Raw genomic sequence first — 18107 nt, forward strand, 5'->3', positions numbered from 1 at the left:
TGGCCCCGTCTACCCCGAAAAACATAAGGACAGGGAGAACGACATGCACCCCATCAACATCGGCGAACCCTGGATGTGGGCCGCCTTCATCGTTTTTGTCCTCGCCATGCTGGCCGTTGACCTGTTTGTCTTCGGCGGGCGCAAGGCCCATCGGGTCTCGGTGCGCGAAGCCTCATCTTGGGTCATTGCCTGGTGCATGTTGGCGATGGCTTTCGCCGGGTTGCTCTGGTGGTATCTCAACGGCGAATTCGGTCCCGAAATCGCCAAGGTCAAGACCCTGGAATTCCTCACCGGTTACCTGATCGAGCAGTCGCTGTCGATCGACAACATGTTCGTCTTCGTGATGATTTTCGGCTACTTCGCCGTGCCGCCGGAGTTACAGCGCCGGGTGCTGCTGTACGGCGTGCTGGGGGCGATCGTGATGCGCGCGGCGATGATTTTTGCCGGGGTGTGGCTGGTGTCGCAGTTCACCTGGTTGCTGTATGTGTTCGGTGTGTTCCTGATCATCACCGGGATCAAGATGCTGGTGTTCGCCGACCAGCAGCCCGACCTCGATAACAACCCGCTCCTGCGCTGGGTGCGCGGGCATTTGCGGATCACCAACGGCTTTCATGGCGAGCGCTTTTTCGTGCTGCAGAACGGCGTGCGTTGGGCCACTCCGATGTTTCTGGTGCTGGTGCTGATCGAGGCCAGCGACCTGATGTTTGCGGTCGACAGCATCCCGGCAATCTTCGCGGTGACGACCGATCCGTTCATCATTTTCACCTCGAACATCTTCGCGATCATGGGGCTGCGGGCGCTGTATTTTCTGCTGGCGGACATGGCCGACCGCTTTCATCTGCTCAAGTACGGACTGGCGCTGGTGCTGGTGTTCATCGGCGGGAAGATGACGGCGATGCCGTGGTTTCACATGCCGGTGGAGTGGTCGCTGGCGATTGTCGGCGGGCTGATTCTGGCGTCGGTGTTGCTCAGTCTGGTGCTGACGAAGGACAAGTCGCCCGAAGAAAGTCAGGCGAAATGACATCCGTGGGAGCAAACGGCTCCCACGGCTTTGAACCTATTTATCGGACTTGATGCTGGTCCACACCCGCGTCCGCACCCGCTCCAGTTTCTGCGGCAATGGCTGCACCACGTACAGCGTCTTAAGCGCTTCACTGGTCGGTGTCAGGTTCGGGTTGCCGGTGATTTCCTTGTTGATCAGCGGCAGCGAATCCTTGTTGGCATTCGGGTAGCCGAGGAAGTCGCTGATCGAGGCAATGACCTTCGGATCGAGCAGGTTGTTGAGGAACTCGTGGGCCTCCTCAACGTTCTTCGCGCTCTTCGGAATGGCGAAGGTATCAAACCAGATCGGCGCGCCTTCCTTCGGCAGACGCCAATCGACCACCACACCGTTTTTCGCTTCTTTGGCACGGTTGCCGAACTGGTAGAAGCTGCCGGAATAACCGATGGCCACGCAGATGTCGCCGTTGGCGATGTCGGTCATGTACTTCGCTGAGTTGAAATAGGTGACATAGGGGCGAACCTTGAGCATCAGGTCCTTGGCTTTTTCATAGTCGGCCGGGTTCTGGCTGTTCGGGTCCAGGCCCAGATAATGCAGGGCCAGCGGGAGGATTTCCGACGGCGAATCGAGCATCGCCACGCCGCAGGATTTGAGCTTTTCCATGTTCTCGGGTTTGAACACCAGATCCCAGCTGTCCACCGGCGCATTCTCGCCCAGCGCAGCCTTGACCTTGGCCGGGTTGAAACCGATCAGCACCGTGCCGACCATGTACGGCACGCCGTACTGATTGCCGGGGTCGTTGGAATCGAGCAACTTGAGCAGCGCCGGATCCTGGTGACTCCAGTTCGGCAGTTTGGACTTGTCGAGTTTCTGGAACACGCCGGCCTTGATCTGGGTATCGAGGAACTGGTTCGACGGCACCACCAGGTCGTAGCCGGAGTTGCCGGTCAGCAGTTTGGCTTCGAGGGATTCGTTGGTGTCGAAGGTGTCCCAGGTCACTTTGATGTTGCTTTTGGCGGCGAAATCCTTGGGCACCGACGGCAGGATGTAATCCGCCCAGTTGTATACCCGCAGTTCGCGCTGTTCGGCCTGGACGGCGCCGGCCAGCAGCGTCAGCCCGCAAACAGTAGCGCCCAGAATGCGTTTCATCGTGACCATGTTGTGTTTCCCCGAATGCAGCGTGAGTCGATGGTTTTTATGTTCTGTACACGGCAGCGGCTGTCAGGTCAGCCAAGGGCAAGGAAGGTGCAGCGTCTTGTTGTGGCTTCGATTCTTGCCGACAAGCGCACAAGGCGCACAGTAGCCGATTGGCCAAAAAGGGGATCGATATGGCCAATTTGCGTGACCGTCAGAATACTGAAACGACAATGCCCGGCGAGTGGCCGGGCATTGTTTGAACAGACGGCGAGCGATCAGTCGGTATAGCCCAACCTCGTCGCCCTGCTCTTTTGGGTTTGCCCACGCGTCGCCAGGCAGTAATACAACGGGCAGGTCACGATCAGGCCGACCAGCCACGACAGGTCCGCACCGTCCACCAGGTTGGCGTAGGGGCCGACGTACAACGAAGTGTTGGCAAACGGCAACTGCACGATGATGCCGATGAAATAGGCAATGATCGCGTGCAGATTGAAGCGCCCGTAGATCCCGCCATCGGCGCGGAAAATCGAGGCGATGTCGTAACTGCCGCGCTTGATCAGGTAGAAGTCGATCAGGTTGATCGACGCCCACGGCACCAGTACCAGCAGCAGCGCCAGAATCAGGCCGATGAACTCGGAAATGAAATCCGCCGAAGCCCCCAGCGCCACCACGCAACAACCCGCCAGCACGACGCTCGACAGGATCACTCGCACCTTGATGCTCGGCGTCCACTGGCTGGCGAAGGTCTGGATCGAGGTGATGATCGACAACACCGCGCCATACAGATTCAGCGCGTTGTGGCTGATGATGTTGAGCAGGAACAGCACCATCAGAATCGGCCCCAGCCAACCGGTGGACTGCTTGACCGCCGCCATCGCCTCGGTGCCTTCGGGCGTCGCCAACACCGCTACCGCACCGAAGGTGAACGACAGAATCGTGCCCAGCGTAGCGCCCAGATAAGTCGCGATAAATGGCTTGCCGATGCCGATGTCCGCCGGCAGGTAGCGGGAATAGTCAGACACATACGGCGAGAAACTGATCTGCCAGATGATGCCCAGCGACACCGTCGCCAGCCACCCGGACAGATTGAAGCTGCCACGGGTGAAGAAGTCTGCCGGCAAGTCGTGGGCAAAGATGTAGATGAACCCGGCCAGCAACGCACTGCCCATCACCCATGTGCCGATGCGATTGAGCGTATGTATGAAGTTGTAGCCGATCACGCCGATGGCCGTGGCGCTGAGGGCACCGATGAGGATGCTCAACGGTGCCGGTACCGACGGCGCTATGCCGACGATGGATTTGCCCGCGAGCACGATGTTGGAAATGAAGAAACCGATGTAGATGATTGCGGCGAAAAACACGATCAACAGCGCACCGTAGCGCCCGAACTGGCCACGACTCTGCACCATTTGCGGAATGCCCATGCGCGGACCTTGCGCCGACGCCAGTGCAATCACCACCCCGCCGATCATGTGCCCCAGCGCAATCGCCAGCAGCCCCCAGAACAGGTCGAGATGAAACACCTGAACCACCATGGCGCCGGTGACGATGGGCAGTGGCGCAATGTTGGTGCTGAACCAAAGGGTGAATAGGTCGCGGGCCTTCCCGTGGCGTTCCGCGAGTGGGACGTAGTCGACCGTGTGATTCTCGATCAACGGATCTTGCCGGGACATCTGGGACATATATGAACTCGATTGGGTCTGTTCTTATCGTTGTATGAAGCCAAACCGGGGACGTTCTTGGCCGCCCCTCAGATGAACACCATATTATGGTATTCCAACATTTTCACAAGACTGATCCGCTGTTTGCGGCGGTAACTGATCCGGCATCCTCCCCGATAGCCAGGCTTTACGGCTAGACGAAAGCCCCGTAAATGTTGAGTTTCCGACGAATGCACCACGTTTATCGTTTCACCAAAAAAGCGCTTGCAATCGATGTATTACGGTATACCATCAGACCCACAAACGAATAAAAACACGCTTCACCGCACTCGAGGATTGACCAATGATCGATGCTGCCGTCTACAAACAAGTCATGGGCTCGTTCCCGTCCGGCGTCACCGTCATCACCACGCTGGATGACGACGGCCAGATCGTCGGCCTGACCGCCAGCGCATTCAGTTCGCTGTCGATGGACCCGGCCCTGGTGCTGTTCTGCCCCAACTACAGCTCCGATTCCTATCCCGTTCTGATCAAGAACAAACGTTTTGCCATTCACGTGTTGTCCGGCGGCCAGCAGAGCGAAGCCTACGCGTTCGCCCGCAAAGGCAAGGACAAGGCCCAGGGCATCGAGTGGACGCTGAGCGAACTGGGCAACCCGATCCTGGCCAACGCGACAGCTATCATCGAATGTGAGCTGTGGCGCGAATACGAAGGCGGCGACCACGCGATCATGGTCGGTGCGGTGAAGAACCTCATCGTGCCCCAACAGGACGCCGGCCCCCTGGTGTATTGCCACGGCAAGATGGGCGCCCTGCCCGCCTTCGCCTGATCCGCACGATTGCATTTAAACAGGCCTGCATGCGACCGGCCGACCACAAGAGATCCGAGGTAGCGTCATGAAATTTTCCCTGTTCGTACACATGGAACGCTGGGACGAAAGCGTCAGCCACCGTCAACTGTTCGAAGACCTGACCGAACTGACGTTGATGGCCGAGGCTGGCGGTTTCAGCACCGTGTGGATCGGCGAACACCACGCCATGGAATACACCATCTCGCCGAGCCCGATGCCGCTGCTGGCCTACCTCGCCGCCAAAACCACCACCATTCACCTCGGCGCCGGTACCATCATTGCGCCGTTCTGGCACCCGCTGCGGGTCGCCGGGGAATGTGCCCTGCTCGACGTCATCAGCAACGGCCGGATGGAAGTCGGCCTGGCTCGTGGCGCCTATCAGGTTGAATTCGACCGCATGGCCGGCGGCATGCCTGCTTCCAGCGGCGGCCAGGCGTTGCGGGAAATGGTCCCGGTGGTCCGCGCCCTGTGGCAAGGCGACTACGCCCACAATGGCGACATCTGGAAATTCCCTACGTCGACCAGCGTGCCGAAACCGATCCAGAAACCCAACCCACCAATGTGGATCGCCGCCCGCGACCCGGACTCACACAACTTCGCCGTAGCCAACGGCTGCAACGTGATGGTCACGCCGTTGATGAAGGGCGATGAAGAAGTCCTCGACCTGAAGAACAAATTCCAGACCGCGCTGGACAACAATCCCGACGTACCGCGTCCGCAATTGATGGTGCTGCGTCATACCCACGTACATGCAGTGGATGACCCTGAAGGCTGGAAGGTCGGCGCCAAGGCGATTTCACGTTTCTACCGCACCTTCGATGCGTGGTTCGGCAACAAGGAAGTGCCAGTGAACGGCTTCCTCGCCCCGAGCCCGGAAGAGAAATTTGCCGGTCGGCCGGAGTTTGAGCTGGAGAGCCTGCACAAGACCGCGATGATCGGTACGCCGGAAGAGATCATTCCGCGGATCAAGTACTACCAGGAACTGGGAGTGGATGAGTTCAGTTTCTGGTGCGATAACAGCTTGCCGCATGCGGAGAAGAAGAAGTCGTTGGAGTTGTTTATCAAGCATGTGGTGCCGGCGTTTCGTTAAATACGCCAAGCGGCCCTGAATGCAGAAGTGCCCCGAGCAGAACGTCGGGGCGCTTTTTTCCACCTGACGCAGGTGTCAGTACGCAGTCGAGGTTGTCGCGATATCTTCCGCAGCCAACTGGCGCCCATCAGCCGACAACAGCTCAAGCTTCCTGATCGGCTTCCCCTTCTGCGCATCCACCATCACTGACCCCGACTCACCGGGCTCGAACATGAACTCCCCGCCCCACTGCGACAGCGCGACGATCACGGTTTGCAGCGCCCGGCCCTTTTCCGTCAGTACGTATTCCTTGTAAGCACTGCCATCGGAAGCCGGCACCAGGCGCAGGATGTCGCGCTCCACCAGGCCTTTGAGGCGAACGCTCAAGATGTTCTTGGCGATTTCCAGACTTCTCTCGAAATCGCCGAAACGGCGGATGCCTTCCAGCGCATCACGGACGATCAGCAACGACCACCAGTCGCCGATCAGGTCCAGCGCCCGGGCGACCGGGCAGACATCGCCGGCAAGGCTTTTGCGCTTCATTTCGTATATCTCCAGCAAACGAAAGATGGGATGCGGTTGCATCTTACAACTCAGGCTACAAAACCGATAACGCCGTACACCTCGAACTTAGCACCTGCGTACAAGTGGCCAATGCGCTTTGTAGCGATAGTGATCGCTGCCATCACGGCATCCACACAGGCCCACACCCAAGGAGTTTCCATGAGCACGTTCACCACCCAAGACGGCACCGAGATCTATTTCAAGGACTGGGGCAGCGGCAGGCCCGTGCTGTTCAGCCACGGTTGGCCGCTGGACGCCGACATGTGGGAATACCAGATGGAATACCTGAGCAGTCGTGGCTACCGCACCATCGCCTTCGACCGTCGCGGTTTCGGCCGCTCCGGGCAGCCGTGGACCGGCTACGACTACGACACTTTCGCCGACGACATCGCGCAGTTGATCGAGCACCTCGACCTGCGTGACGTGACTCTGGTCGGCTTCTCCATGGGCGGCGGCGATGTCAGCCGCTACATCGCACGCCACGGCAGCGAACGCGTTGCCGGTCTGGTGCTGCTGGGCGCAGTGACGCCGCTGTTCGGCAAGAAACCGGACTTTGCCGAGGGCGTCGACAAATCGGTGTTCGACGGGATCAAGGCCGGCCTGCTGAAGGACCGCGCGCAGTTCATCGCCGATTTCGCCGCGCCGTTCTACGGCACCAATCAGGGCCAGAAAGTCTCCGAAGGCGTGCTGACGCAAACCCTGAATATCGCCCTGCTCGCCTCGCTGAAGGGCACCGTGGATTGCGTCACCGCATTTTCGGAAACCGACTTCCGCCCGGACATGGCGAAAATCGATGTGCCGACCCTGGTGATTCACGGCGATGGCGACCAGATCGTGCCGTTCGAAACCACCGGCAAACGCGCCGCCGCGCAGATCGAGGGCGCCGAATTGAAGGTGTATGCCGGCGCACCGCACGGCTTCGCCGTGACCCATGCGCAGCAATTGAATGAAGACCTGCTGGCGTTTCTCGATCGCTGAGTCCGAGTGATCCGAACACGCCTTGCAAAGGGCTGCCGACTACCCTGTCGACGGCCCTTTTTTTTCGTTGTCCCGGATTCCGGTGCCATGGCGAGGCCCAGCATTTACGGGGCTTTGAAGCCTCTGCATCACGTTTTTATCTTCACATGCCAGCTTAATAATATTTTACCGATAACCACCCCCTCCCTAGTCTGATCCCAAGCACAGAGAACAGGTCGACAGCGGCCTGAATCCAACGGCCTCGTGAGAAGGGATCAGAGATGACCACTGAAATAATAAAAACAGACACGCTTGTTGTCGGCGCCGGTCAAGCGGGTGTGGCCATGAGTGAACACCTGAGCAAACTCGGGGTGCCGCACCTGGTGCTGGAGCGCAGCCGCATCGCCGAACGCTGGCGCACCGGGCGCTGGGATTCGCTGGTGGCCAACGGTCCGGCGTGGCACGACCGCTTTCCGGGGATGGAATTCGACGATGTCGATCCGGATGGTTTTGCCCACAAGGAACGCGTTGCGGACTACTTCGAAGCCTATGCGAAAAAATTCAACGCGCCGATCCGCACCGGCGTGGATGTGAAGAGCGTAGTGCGCAATGTCGGTCGTCCGGGCTTCACCGTCGAGACTTCCGAAGGCGTGATCGAAGCCGCCCGCGTCGTCGCTGCGACTGGCCCGTTCCAGCGCCCGGTGATTCCGGCCATTGCGCCGAAAGATGAACGCCTGCTGCAGATTCACTCGGCCGACTATCGCAACCCGCAACAACTGCCGGCCGGCGCGGTGCTGGTGGTCGGCGCCGGTTCGTCGGGCGTGCAGATCGCCGATGAACTGCAGCGTTCGGGCAAGCAGGTGTATCTCTCGGTCGGCGCCCATGACCGCCCGCCTCGCGCTTATCGCAACCGTGATTTCTGCTGGTGGCTCGGCGTGCTCGGCGAGTGGGATCAGGCCGCAATGAAACCCGGCCGCGAGCACGTGACCATCGCCGTCAGCGGCGCCCACGGTGGCCGCACTATCGACTTCCGTGGTCTGGCCCATCGCGGCATGACTCTGGTCGGTGTGACCGAGTCGTTCAGCAACGGCGTGGTGACCTTCAAGCAAGACCTGCGCGACAACCTCAAGCGTGGCGACGAGAACTACCTTGCGCTGCTGGATGCCGCCGACGCCTACATCGAACGCAACGGTCTGGATCTGCCGCTGGAACCGGAAGCCCGGGAAACCTATCCGGACCCTGAATGCGTGAAAAACCCGCTGGCCGATCTCGATCTGGCCGCCGCCGGCATCACCTCGATCATCTGGGCCACCGGGTTTGCCGTGGACTATTCCTGGCTGAAAGTTGCCGCGTTCGACGACAACGGCAAACCACAACACCAGCGCGGTGTGTCCAGCGAAGCGGGTGTGTATTTCCTCGGTCTGCCGTGGCAGTCGCGACGCGGTTCGTCGTTCATCTGGGGCGTGTGGCACGACGCCAAGCACGTGGCCGATCACATCGCCACCCAGCGCAAATACCTGGCCTATCGCGATGCCGAGCAACGCGAAGCCGTACTGCACAACAAAACCGCCGACACCGTCGACGCTTGATTTCCCTCTTCAATCCCGGCGCCTGTCGCGCCGGGTCCGATTTCGTCAGGAGCCCCACATGAGTCAGCCAACCCACACCCGCATCCGCATGTTCAACACCAAGGACACCTACCCGAATCAGACCCTGGACAACGATCTGTGCCAGGCCGTGCGTGCCGGCAATACCGTGTATGTCCGTGGTCAGGTCGGCACCAATTTCGATGGTGAACTGGTCGGCCTCGGCGACCCGCGCGCGCAGGCCGAACAGGCGATGCGCAACGTCAAGCAACTGCTCGAAGAGGCCGGCAGCGACCTGAGCCACATCGTCAAGACCACCACGTACCTGATCGACCCGCGCTACCGCGAGCCGGTGTATCAGGAAGTCGGCAAATGGCTGAAAGGCGTATTCCCGATCTCCACCGGGCTGGTGGTGTCGGCGCTGGGTCAGCCGCAGTGGCTGATGGAGATCGATGTGGTTGCGGTGATTCCCGAGTAATTAGACCTTAGCGAAAGGAGGCCACACATGACATTTTCCATTGCCGCCCGCTGCCCCGAAACCGGTCAGTTCGGCATCGCCATCAGTTCCTCCAGCATCGCCGTCGGCGCCCGCTGCCCGTGGTTGTTGCCGGGGGTCGGCGCGGTGTCGAGCCAGAACATCACCCTGCCCTCCCTCGGCCCGGAAGTGCTCGCCCTGATGGAGCAAGGCCTGTCGCCAGAGGCGGCGCTGGACACGGTGCTGACCCGCAATGGCTACAGTCAGTACCGGCAGATCACGGCAATCAACCACCTTGGCCAGACCGCGCATTTCAGCGGTGCACAAACTCTTGGAGTACACAACGCGGTGTCGGGTGAGCAATGCGTGGCGGCGGGCAACATGCTCGCCGGGCGCTCGGTGATCGAAGCCATGGTCAGCGCCTTCGAGGATGGCGAAGGCCAATTGGCCGATCGCCTGCTCAAGGCCTTGCATGCCGCCCAGGCCCTGGGCGGTGAAGCAGGCCCGGTGCATTCGGCAGCCGTGGTCGTGGTCGGCGAACTGACCTGGCCCATCGTCAATCTGCGGGTGGACTGGGCCGATGAAGACCCGATCGGCCAGCTGCAGAAACTCTGGGACGCCTATCGCCCGCAGCTGCAGGACTATATCGACCGCGCCCTCGATCCGGCCAAGGCGCCGGGCTACGGGGTTGCCGGAGACGACCGATGAGCGACAGCGTCGCGTTGCTCAAGACGCTGGTGGGGTTCGACACCACCAGCCGCGAGTCCAACCTGCAATTGATCGACTTCGTGCGCGACTACCTCGAACGGTTCGATGTGCCGTGCGAGCTGATCTACAACGATGAGCGCAGCAAGGCCAACCTGTTCGCCACGATTGGCCCGGCCGATCAGCCGGGCATCGTGTTGTCGGGGCACACCGATGTGGTGCCTGCCGATGGCCAGCCATGGACCGTGCCACCGTTCGAACTCAGCGAGCGTGACGGCAAGCTTTACGGTCGTGGCACGGCGGACATGAAGGGCTACATCGCCTGCGTGCTGGCGTTGGTGCCTTCGTTGGTCAAAGCACCGTTGCGTATGCCAGTGCACATTGCCTTGTCCTTTGACGAAGAGGTCGGCTGCCTCGGTGTGCGCTCGTTGCTCAAGGTGCTGGAGCAGCGTCCGGTCAAACCGCTGCTGTGCATCATCGGCGAACCGACCGAACTCAAACCGGTGCTCGGGCACAAGGGCAAACTGGCGATGCGTTGCGATGTCCAGGGGCACGCGTGTCACTCGGCCTATGCGCCGCTTGGGGTCAATGCCATCGAATGCGCCGCCGAATTGATCGGCGAGCTGGGACGCATCGGCCGGCAACTCAAGGATGAGCACCTCGATCCGCGTTTCGACCCGCCGTATTCCACAGTGCAAACCGGTGTGATCAGTGGCGGAAAAGCCCTGAACATCGTCCCTGCCGACTGCCGTTTCGACTTCGAAATCCGCGCCCTGCCCTCGCAGGATCCGGCGGTCGTCGCCCAGCAGCTCAAGGTTTACGCCGAGCAGCAGATGCTGCCGCGCATGCGGGCCGTCAGCGGGCAGAGTGATATCCGCTTCAGCGAACTGTCGGCGTATCCGGGACTGGCGACTGATGCCCGGAGCCAAGCTGCGCAATTGATCGCCACGTTCTGTGGCTCGGACGATTTCGGCACCGTGGCTTTTGGCACCGAAGGCGGATTGTTCGACGCCGTGGGGATTCCCACGGTGGTGTGCGGGCCTGGCAGCATGGATCAGGGCCACAAGCCGGACGAGTTCGTCAGCCGCGATCAGCTCACGGCCTGCGATGCGATGCTGCAACGGATGCTGGCGTCGATTCGCCTTTGAAAAAACGGTCTGGCTGCTGGATAAAAGTCCGCAGCCAAGCCGCAATAACACCGACAGACAGCTGCTCCAATGGAGGTCAGCTGCATTGTCGTTCATGGCGCTGAAACGCCCGAGACAGAGCGTTTATATCTGACCGGAGAGCCTCGTTTTTTTAACGCCTGAAGCAACAAAACTACTAATTTATCTCTCCCCTTTCCTTGCCCATGATCAACCCCAACAAGAAATGCGCCGTCCGTGCCGGCGCTCACTGAAGTACGTCCACGTACTCGTCCTTGCCTTGGAGTTCGTCATGGCCACCTCTGCAACAACGTCCGCACCGCTCATTGAGAAACACACGATCGGCTACGTGCCGCCCGAAGATCGCCACGGAAAGGTTCGAGATCTGTTCACCCTCTGGTTCGGCGGCAACATCGCGCCGTTGCCCATCGTCACCGGCGCCCTCGGCGTGCAGTTGTTTCACCTGAACCTGGTGTGGGGCATCGTTGCCATTCTGGTCGGCCATCTGGTCGGCGGTGTGCTGATGGCGCTGCACTCGGCCCAAGGCCCGCAGATGGGCATCCCGCAGATGATCCAGAGCCGCGCACAATTCGGCTCCCTCGGCGCACTGCTGGTGGTGTTGATTGCCGGCGTCATGTACATCGGCTTCTTCGCCTCCAACATCGTGCTGGCCGGCAAGTCCCTGCATGGCGTGGTCGACAGTGTTCCGGTGCCGGTCGGCATCGTCATCGGCGCGTTGGGTTCGGGGATCATCGGGATCATCGGTTACCGCTTCATCCACGTGCTCAACCGCATCGGCACCTGGGTGCTGGGGATCGGCATCGTGGTCGGCTTCGGCTACATCCTGACTCACGTGCAGACCGCTGACTTCCTCACCCGTGGCAGTTTCAATCTTTCGGGCTGGCTCGCCACCGTGTCGCTGGCAGCGTTGTGGCAGATTGCGTTTGCGCCGTACGTGTCGGATTACTCGCGTTACCTGCCAGCCAATGTGCCGGTGGCCGCGACGTTCTGGACCACTTACCTCGGCTCCGCACTGGGCTCCAGCCTGTCGTTCATCTTCGGGGCAGTCGCCGTGCTGGCAACCCCGGTGGGCATGGACACCATGGACGCGGTGAAACTCGCCACCGGCTCGATCGGCCCGTTGATGCTGGTGCTGTTCCTGCTCAGCGTAATCAGCCACAACGCGCTCAACCTGTACGGCGCCGTGCTGTCGCTGATCACCCTGGTGCAGACCTTCGCCTACCGCTGGATTCCGACCGCCAAGAGCCGCGCGGTGATTTCGCTGATCGTGCTGCTGGCCTGCTGCTTCGCTGCCGTGGGCGCGTCGTCAGACTTCATCGGGCACTTCGTCGACATGGTGCTGGTGCTGCTGGTGGTGTTGGTGCCGTGGACAGCGATCAACCTGATCGACTTCTACGCCATCCACAAAGGTCAGTACGACATCGCCTCGATCTTCCAGGTCGACGGCGGCATCTACGGCCGCTATAACCCGCAGGCCTTGCTGGCGTATGCGATCGGCATCGTGGTGCAAATTCCGTTCATGAACACACCGCTGTACGTCGGCCCGGTGTCGGCGCATATCAACGGCGCGGACCTTTCCTGGCTGGTGGGATTGCTGGTGACGTCGCCGCTGTATTTCTGGCTGGCCAGTCGTGACAGTGCTTATCGTCGGCGGCTGATGACCGGGAAACTGGCGGGCAGTCTCTGAAGTTAACGAGCTGAACAAACAAGGCCCGCCATGTGCGGGCCTTCTGCTTTGCGTTGTGCTATTTCTTTACGCCCGACCATAACCGGAGATGGAAATCCAATGCTGCGAATTCTGGGCAAAGCCTCATCGATCAACGTGCGTAAAGTGCTGTGGACCTGTGCTGAATTGAACCTTTCCTTCGAACGCGAAGACTGGGGCTCAGGTTTTCAATCGACGTTGACACCGGAGTTCCTCGCACTCAATCCCTGCGCGATGGTGCCGGTGATTCAAGACGATGACTTCACGTTGTGGGAATCGAACTCAATCATTCGTTATCTCGCGTCGCGCTATGTCGGCGAACAACTTTACCCGAGCGAGGCGCGCGCCCGCGCGCGGGTGGACCAATGGATCGACTGGCAGGCTTCGGAGCTGAACAAGTCCTGGTCGTATGCGTTCATGTCGCTGGTACGCCAGTCACCCGCGCATCAGGACAGCCTGGCTCTTGCGGCCGGTTGCCGGGAGTGGGCAAGGCACATGGAGATCCTCGACCGACAGCTGCAAAAGACCGGCGCCTATGTCAGCGGCGAGCAGTTTTCCCTCGCCGACATCCCTATCGGCCTGTCGGTCAATCGCTGGTTCGAGACGCCGGTGGAGCATCCGCACCTGTCGGCGGTGACTGCCTACTACGAACGGTTGAGCCAGCGCCCCAGCTATTTGCTTCACGGGCGCAACGGCACGCCGTGATCGACGTCAGTCACCCTTGAACGCCTCGCACGAGCCGACACTGACCAGGCAGGCGTCTTTGAGCTGGTTGCTTTGATCCACGCAACGAACACCGACCATGATCTCTACCTTCAGATTTTCGCCAGCCACTCATGCCCCGGGTGTACCTGGGCCAGATGCTCCATCAACCATTGCCGCTCCCCGAGCGAAAGTCCGGGCAAGGTGAAATTGAAGTCCGCTTGATCCTTTGCCCTGAGGTGTCTGGCCTTGAACAACAAAATGGCCGCAGGCCTGAGGTAGGGAATGCCCGCATCGTTGGTGCGGACCATTTCACTGCGTTCGCCAGTGATCGACGTATCGCGCTTGTAAACCCACCTGTCTGGCGTACCCGGTTCAATCATCATGTCGACCCGCCAGGCGTGCGCCTCGATATCAAAACACCAGATCTGAAAAATGTCGGCAGCAGGTTCGCGATTTGATTCCAGCAGTTCAAAGACGCCGCCCTTGACCATATAGAAATCCAGTGGTCCCAGTGCCGCGCGAAATACCGGGAAGTCTTCGCGCAGGATGGTGAATTCCAGATCTTCATGCGCTCGGGTTTGCTGTCCCTGCCAGATATCAAGCGCCCATCCACCTACGATGCACCAGGGCCGATCGACGTGTTCGAGTCGCTGGAATAAATCAGTGGGTGTCCAAGGGCTCCATGCCGCTTGATCCGGTAGATGTTTCTGAGCCGTCATTCGCCGTTCTCCAGTCCCTGGCTTTATCCGGGCATTGAAACAAAAAAAGTGCCGGGCTCGCTTGAGCCCGGCACTTTTTCTTACAGTCATTGAACCGGCGGATAGATCAGGCCGGCACACCCAGAATGATGTGCGAAGCCTTGATCACAGCAGTGGCGCTGACGCCAGCCGCCAGGCCCAATTCGTTCACCGCGTCGCGGGTCACGATCGAGTAGACCTTCGAACCGCCGGCCAGCTCGATCACCACCTCGGCGTTGACGGCGCCATCGGTCACGCTCAGCACCTTGCCTTGCAGGCAGTTACGGGCCGACAGGCGAATGTCGCTGGATTCGGTCATCAGCATCACCCAAGGTGCCTTGACCAGGGCGACGGCTTCTTTGCCCACCGCAATGCCCAGGCTCTTGAGGCTGGCCAGGGTCACGACCGCCACCAGTCTCTCGCCGCCCGGCAGGGTCAGGACGACTTCCGCATTGACCGAGCCTTCCTGAACCTGGCTGACCTGACCTTTGAACACGTTGCGGGCACTGACTTTCATGATGGACGTCCTTTTGTTGACTTTGAAGTTAGGAAACGGCCTGCATCATCGTGACAAGCGCTATGTAGTTACAACTACAGCGCTGCACCTCTTTGAACATCGACTCCTGACTCTAGCACCGCCAATGTGAATCAGATCAACAGGTCTTCATAGAACGCGCCATAAGGAAGCTCAGGGTGTTCGATCTGAATTTCCAGAATCCACACACCGGCATTCGGCGCCTGATCGAAATCACCGAGATTGCCGCCACGATAAATCGCATGGGGAAAATCGCTGACCCGGTGGCCCTTGATGCCCAGGTTCAACTTCCAGCCCATGGCCTCGGCCTGATCGGTGGCGTAGCGGTACAGCTCGACACCCGTTACACCTTGGCGCCAGAAGGCCTCGACCTTGTCGAAGAGCTCCTTGGAGGCTGCCGCGCAAGCGATCATTTGCGGATCAGACCCGGTGACGAACGTCGCCCCGGCATCGCCTTCGTGGCCTTCCCACACCACGCCCATGTCGATGAAGAAAATGTCTTCCTCACCCAGTACCGGGTCGCCTTCGGAGCGCTCCTTGAAAGTCTTGAGCGTATTGGCGCCGAAGCGAATTAGCAGTGGATGCCAGATCCGGTCCATACCCAGTTCGACGAGGATTTCCTTGCCACGTGCATGGGCTTCGGATTCGCGCATGCCGGGTTTGATCACCTTGGCGATCTCGTCCACGGCCTTCCAGGTCAACTGCTGGGCGTGGCGCATGGTCTCCAGCACAAAACGCTCACCTACTGCTTCTTTACCGCTCAGGGCTGTGGTCATCGCTGATTCCTTCTGGCTAATCGCTTGCGCTGTATAGTTTTTTATATTGCGAAACAGGACGCCTAAGATACAACCATGACACAAAGTGTCAATTCTCTTCTGCACGCACCACGCCGCGCTCTTCGAGCAAGCGCACAAACATGCTCAGACTGCGCGATACCGTACCCCGCCGCCACACCAGCCACGTGGTCAAGTAGCGAAAGTCCGCCGCCAGCGGCCAGACGCTTACCGTCGCGCAACCCGGCATGCTCTGCAGCATGCTGCGCGGCATCAGGGCCAGGCCGGCCCCCGCGCTGACACAGGCGAGCATGCCGTGATAGGACTCCATTTCGAAGATCTTGCCGGGCACCGCCGCGTCGGTACTGAACCATTTTTCGAAGTGATGGCGATAGGAGCAGTTCGAGCGGAACGCGTAGATATTCTCGCCATTCACGTCCGCAGCACGTTTGATCGGCCCGTGATGCAGCGGCGAGATAATGACCATTTCCTCTTCGAATGCCGGAATGCCTTCCAGGGCCGGGTGCAACACCGGGCCGTCGACGAACGCGGCCGCCAGGCGCCCGGAAAGCACTCCGTCGATCATCGTCCCGGAAGGGCCGGTCGAGAGATCCAGATCGACCTTCGGATGTTGCTGGTTGTAGGTCGCCAACAAACCCGGAATCCGTACTGCCGCCGTGCTTTCCAGTGAGCCCAGCGGGAATGCACCTTGAGGTTCCTCGCCGGCCACCGTGGCGCGAGCCTCTTGCACCAGATCGAGAATCCGCCGCGCGTACTCCAGAAAACTCCAGCCGGCGGGCGACAGACGCAAGCGGCTTTTCTCACGGATGAACAGGTCGACGCCCAGATCTTCCTCCAACTGCTTGATGCGGGTCGTCAGGTTCGACGGCACGCGATGGATCTGCGCCGCCGCGGCGCTGATGCTGCCGTGCTCGGCAACAGCCTTGAAGATTTCCAGTTGCACCAGATCCACAGTCATTCTCCAATCGTGAAAGAAACGCTCTTTATTATTCAGTTTCCAGAAATCAAACGCCACCCTACTCTGAGCGCATCCACTGACCTCGCAGGACGATGCCATGAGCCCGATTTCCAGCCAGACCCACGCCATCTCGATCAACCCCGCCACCGGCGAGCAGATCGGTCACTACGCCTTCGAATCCGCTGAAGCCCTGGATGCCGCGCTGACCCGTGCCGCATTCGGTTTCGGTAAATGGAAACGCAAGCCTTTGCAGGACCGCTCCCGCGCCCTGACCGCACTGGCCGGCGCCCTGCGTGACAGCAGCGAAGCCATGGCGACCATGATCACTCAGGAAATGGGCAAGCCGATCGCCCAGGCCCGAGGCGAAATCGAGAAATGCGCCAAGCTCTGCGAGTGGTACGCCGAACACGGCCCGGCCATGCTCAACGCCGAGGCGACCCTGGTCGAAGGCGGCAAGGCGCGCATCGAGTACCGTCCGCTGGGGCCGATCCTCGCCGTGATGCCGTGGAACTTCCCGATCTGGCAGGTACTGCGCGGTGCAGTTCCGGCGCTGATTGCCGGCAACACCTATGTGCTCAAGCATGCGCCGAACGTGATGGGCAGCGCCTATCTACTGCGCGATGCTTTCAAGCGCGCCGGATTTGCCGATGGCGTATTTGAAGTGATCAACGTCACTCCGGAAGGCGTGTCCAGCGCCATCGCTGACCCGCGCATCGCTGCCGTAACCCTGACCGGCAGCGTCCGCGCCGGCATGGCCATCGGCGCACAGGCCGGTGCCGCACTGAAGAAATGCGTGCTGGAACTGGGCGGTTCCGATCCGTTCATCGTGCTCAACGACGCCGATATCGATGAAGCCGTGCAAGCGGCAGTGATCGGTCGTTACCAGAACTCCGGCCAGGTCTGCGCCGCCGCCAAACGCCTGATCATCGAAGAAGGCGTGGTCGAAGAATTCACCCGCAAATTCGTCGAAGCCACCCGTCAGTTGAAGATGGGCGATCCGTTGTCCGCCGACAACTACATCGGCCCGATGGCTCGCTTCGATCTGCGTGACGAGCTGGATCAACAAGTGCGCGACACCCTCGAAGAAGGTGCCACCCTGCTGCTCGGCGGCGGCAAGGTCGAGGGCGCAGGCAACTACTATGAGCCGACCGTGCTGGCCGATGTCACCGACCGCATGACCTCGTTCAGGCAGGAACTATTCGGCCCGGTAGCCTCGATCATCACCGCTCGCGACTGCGCTCACGCCGTAGCACTGGCCAACGACAGCGAGTTCGGTCTGACCGCCACGATCTACACCGCCAACGTGGCCCTAGCCCAGCAACTGACCAGCGAACTGGAAACCGGTGGGGTGTTCATCAACGGCTACTCCGCCAGCGACCCGCGCGTGACTTTCGGTGGCGTGAAGAAAAGCGGTTTCGGCCGCGAGCTGTCGCACTTCGGCGTACGCGAGTTCTGCAATGCGCAGACCGTGTGGCTGGATCGCCGTTGATCCAATGAACAAAG

At 60.3% G+C, this 18107-nt stretch carries 18 protein-coding genes; 11 read left to right on the forward strand and 7 right to left on the reverse strand.

Features of this window, described 5'->3' with window-relative positions:
* The first annotated feature begins 43 nt into the window (after positions 1–43).
* A complete protein-coding gene (locus R1A29_RS15925; protein ID WP_438298857.1) occupies positions 44–1021 on the forward strand; it encodes a TerC family protein in 978 nt (325 codons plus the stop codon).
* Positions 1022–1057: 36 nt separating this feature from the next.
* On the opposite strand, the gene R1A29_RS15930 is transcribed toward R1A29_RS15925, so the two are convergent.
* Entirely contained in the window at positions 1058–2158 is a 1101-nt protein-coding gene (locus tag R1A29_RS15930; RefSeq protein WP_432216914.1) for a polyamine ABC transporter substrate-binding protein, read from the reverse strand.
* A 254-nt stretch (positions 2159–2412) separates the two neighbouring features.
* Positions 2413–3819, reverse strand: coding sequence for a purine-cytosine permease family protein (locus tag R1A29_RS15935; protein ID WP_438298858.1), 1407 nt, complete (start codon positions 3817–3819; stop codon positions 2413–2415).
* Between the two features lie 322 nt (positions 3820–4141).
* On the opposite strand from R1A29_RS15935, the gene R1A29_RS15940 reads away from it, so the two are divergent.
* Complete coding sequence (locus R1A29_RS15940) at positions 4142–4627, forward strand: flavin reductase family protein (RefSeq protein ID WP_007950450.1); 486 nt, start codon at positions 4142–4144, stop codon at positions 4625–4627.
* Between the two features lie 67 nt (positions 4628–4694).
* Entirely contained in the window at positions 4695–5738 is a 1044-nt protein-coding gene (locus tag R1A29_RS15945) for an LLM class flavin-dependent oxidoreductase (RefSeq protein ID WP_438298859.1), read from the forward strand.
* Positions 5739–5813: 75 nt separating this feature from the next.
* Here the strand turns inward: R1A29_RS15945 and R1A29_RS15950 are convergent, their stop codons facing one another.
* Positions 5814–6260 carry a winged helix-turn-helix transcriptional regulator gene (locus R1A29_RS15950; RefSeq protein ID WP_438298860.1) on the reverse strand — a complete coding sequence of 149 codons (447 nt, stop codon included), beginning with the start codon at positions 6258–6260 and terminating at the stop codon, positions 5814–5816.
* 180 nt (positions 6261–6440) lie between these two features.
* Here R1A29_RS15950 and R1A29_RS15955 point away from each other — a divergent pair, with 180 nt between their 5' ends.
* The 7 genes from R1A29_RS15955 to R1A29_RS15985 all read left to right on the forward strand — a co-directional run bounded on the left by R1A29_RS15955 (position 6441) and on the right by R1A29_RS15985 (position 13580).
* On the forward strand, positions 6441–7259 hold the full coding sequence (locus R1A29_RS15955; protein WP_438298861.1) for an alpha/beta fold hydrolase: 819 nt from the start codon (positions 6441–6443) through the stop codon (positions 7257–7259).
* Between the two features lie 260 nt (positions 7260–7519).
* A complete protein-coding gene (locus R1A29_RS15960) occupies positions 7520–8827 on the forward strand; it encodes a flavin-containing monooxygenase (protein ID WP_438298862.1) in 1308 nt (435 codons plus the stop codon).
* A 58-nt stretch (positions 8828–8885) separates the two neighbouring features.
* The gene (locus R1A29_RS15965; protein ID WP_085711367.1) at positions 8886–9302 is read left to right on the forward strand and encodes a RidA family protein; all 417 of its coding nucleotides are present in this window, start codon (positions 8886–8888) and stop codon (positions 9300–9302) included.
* A 27-nt stretch (positions 9303–9329) separates the two neighbouring features.
* Positions 9330–10007 carry a DUF1028 domain-containing protein gene (locus tag R1A29_RS15970; RefSeq protein ID WP_438298863.1) on the forward strand — a complete coding sequence of 226 codons (678 nt, stop codon included), beginning with the start codon at positions 9330–9332 and terminating at the stop codon, positions 10005–10007.
* Entirely contained in the window at positions 10004–11152 is a 1149-nt protein-coding gene (gene argE, locus R1A29_RS15975) for an acetylornithine deacetylase (RefSeq protein WP_438298864.1), read from the forward strand. The genes R1A29_RS15970 and argE overlap by 4 nt, the downstream gene beginning before the upstream one ends.
* 289 nt (positions 11153–11441) lie before the next feature.
* Positions 11442–12857 (forward strand): purine-cytosine permease family protein, encoded by a 1416-nt coding sequence (locus tag R1A29_RS15980; RefSeq protein WP_085711370.1) that lies wholly within the window; start codon positions 11442–11444, stop codon positions 12855–12857.
* Positions 12858–12956: 99 nt separating this feature from the next.
* Complete coding sequence (locus R1A29_RS15985; RefSeq protein WP_438298865.1) at positions 12957–13580, forward strand: glutathione S-transferase family protein; 624 nt, start codon at positions 12957–12959, stop codon at positions 13578–13580.
* Positions 13581–13690: 110 nt separating this feature from the next.
* Here R1A29_RS15985 and R1A29_RS15990 read toward each other — a convergent pair whose 3' ends face one another.
* The 4 genes from R1A29_RS15990 to ptrR form a co-directional block, all read right to left on the reverse strand.
* Positions 13691–14299, reverse strand: a complete 609-nt coding sequence (locus tag R1A29_RS15990) for a nucleotidyltransferase domain-containing protein (RefSeq protein ID WP_438298867.1) — start codon at positions 14297–14299, stop codon at positions 13691–13693.
* A 106-nt stretch (positions 14300–14405) separates the two neighbouring features.
* A complete protein-coding gene (locus R1A29_RS15995; protein WP_438298868.1) occupies positions 14406–14834 on the reverse strand; it encodes a TOBE domain-containing protein in 429 nt (142 codons plus the stop codon).
* Positions 14835–14965: 131 nt separating this feature from the next.
* Positions 14966–15628 (reverse strand): M24 family metallopeptidase, encoded by a 663-nt coding sequence (locus tag R1A29_RS16000; RefSeq protein WP_438298869.1) that lies wholly within the window; start codon positions 15626–15628, stop codon positions 14966–14968.
* A gap of 88 nt (positions 15629–15716) precedes the next feature.
* Positions 15717–16598, reverse strand: coding sequence for a putrescine utilization regulator PtrR (gene ptrR, locus R1A29_RS16005; RefSeq protein ID WP_085711607.1), 882 nt, complete (start codon positions 16596–16598; stop codon positions 15717–15719).
* A 103-nt stretch (positions 16599–16701) separates the two neighbouring features.
* On the opposite strand from ptrR, the gene R1A29_RS16010 reads away from it, so the two are divergent.
* Entirely contained in the window at positions 16702–18093 is a 1392-nt protein-coding gene (locus R1A29_RS16010) for an aldehyde dehydrogenase family protein (protein ID WP_438298870.1), read from the forward strand.
* The last annotated feature ends 14 nt before the right edge of the window (positions 18094–18107 follow it).

The organism is Pseudomonas sp. NMS19W (assembly GCF_051554255.1).
GTDB lineage: Bacteria > Pseudomonadota > Gammaproteobacteria > Pseudomonadales > Pseudomonadaceae > Aquipseudomonas > Aquipseudomonas kribbensis.

Coding starts and splice junctions, on each gene's coding strand:
- R1A29_RS15925 (WP_438298857.1), top strand. CDS start 44: ATGCACCCCATCAACATCGGCGAACCCTGGATGTGGGCCGCCTTCATC.
- R1A29_RS15930 (WP_432216914.1), bottom strand. CDS start 2,158: ATGGTCACGATGAAACGCATTCTGGGCGCTACTGTTTGCGGGCTGACG.
- R1A29_RS15935 (WP_438298858.1), bottom strand. CDS start 3,819: ATGTCCCAGATGTCCCGGCAAGATCCGTTGATCGAGAATCACACGGTC.
- R1A29_RS15940 (WP_007950450.1), top strand. CDS start 4,142: ATGATCGATGCTGCCGTCTACAAACAAGTCATGGGCTCGTTCCCGTCC.
- R1A29_RS15945 (WP_438298859.1), top strand. CDS start 4,695: ATGAAATTTTCCCTGTTCGTACACATGGAACGCTGGGACGAAAGCGTC.
- R1A29_RS15950 (WP_438298860.1), bottom strand. CDS start 6,260: ATGAAGCGCAAAAGCCTTGCCGGCGATGTCTGCCCGGTCGCCCGGGCG.
- R1A29_RS15955 (WP_438298861.1), top strand. CDS start 6,441: ATGAGCACGTTCACCACCCAAGACGGCACCGAGATCTATTTCAAGGAC.
- R1A29_RS15960 (WP_438298862.1), top strand. CDS start 7,520: ATGACCACTGAAATAATAAAAACAGACACGCTTGTTGTCGGCGCCGGT.
- R1A29_RS15965 (WP_085711367.1), top strand. CDS start 8,886: ATGAGTCAGCCAACCCACACCCGCATCCGCATGTTCAACACCAAGGAC.
- R1A29_RS15970 (WP_438298863.1), top strand. CDS start 9,330: ATGACATTTTCCATTGCCGCCCGCTGCCCCGAAACCGGTCAGTTCGGC.
- argE (WP_438298864.1), top strand. CDS start 10,004: ATGAGCGACAGCGTCGCGTTGCTCAAGACGCTGGTGGGGTTCGACACC.
- R1A29_RS15980 (WP_085711370.1), top strand. CDS start 11,442: ATGGCCACCTCTGCAACAACGTCCGCACCGCTCATTGAGAAACACACG.
- R1A29_RS15985 (WP_438298865.1), top strand. CDS start 12,957: ATGCTGCGAATTCTGGGCAAAGCCTCATCGATCAACGTGCGTAAAGTG.
- R1A29_RS15990 (WP_438298867.1), bottom strand. CDS start 14,299: ATGACGGCTCAGAAACATCTACCGGATCAAGCGGCATGGAGCCCTTGG.
- R1A29_RS15995 (WP_438298868.1), bottom strand. CDS start 14,834: ATGAAAGTCAGTGCCCGCAACGTGTTCAAAGGTCAGGTCAGCCAGGTT.
- R1A29_RS16000 (WP_438298869.1), bottom strand. CDS start 15,628: ATGACCACAGCCCTGAGCGGTAAAGAAGCAGTAGGTGAGCGTTTTGTG.
- R1A29_RS16010 (WP_438298870.1), top strand. CDS start 16,702: ATGAGCCCGATTTCCAGCCAGACCCACGCCATCTCGATCAACCCCGCC.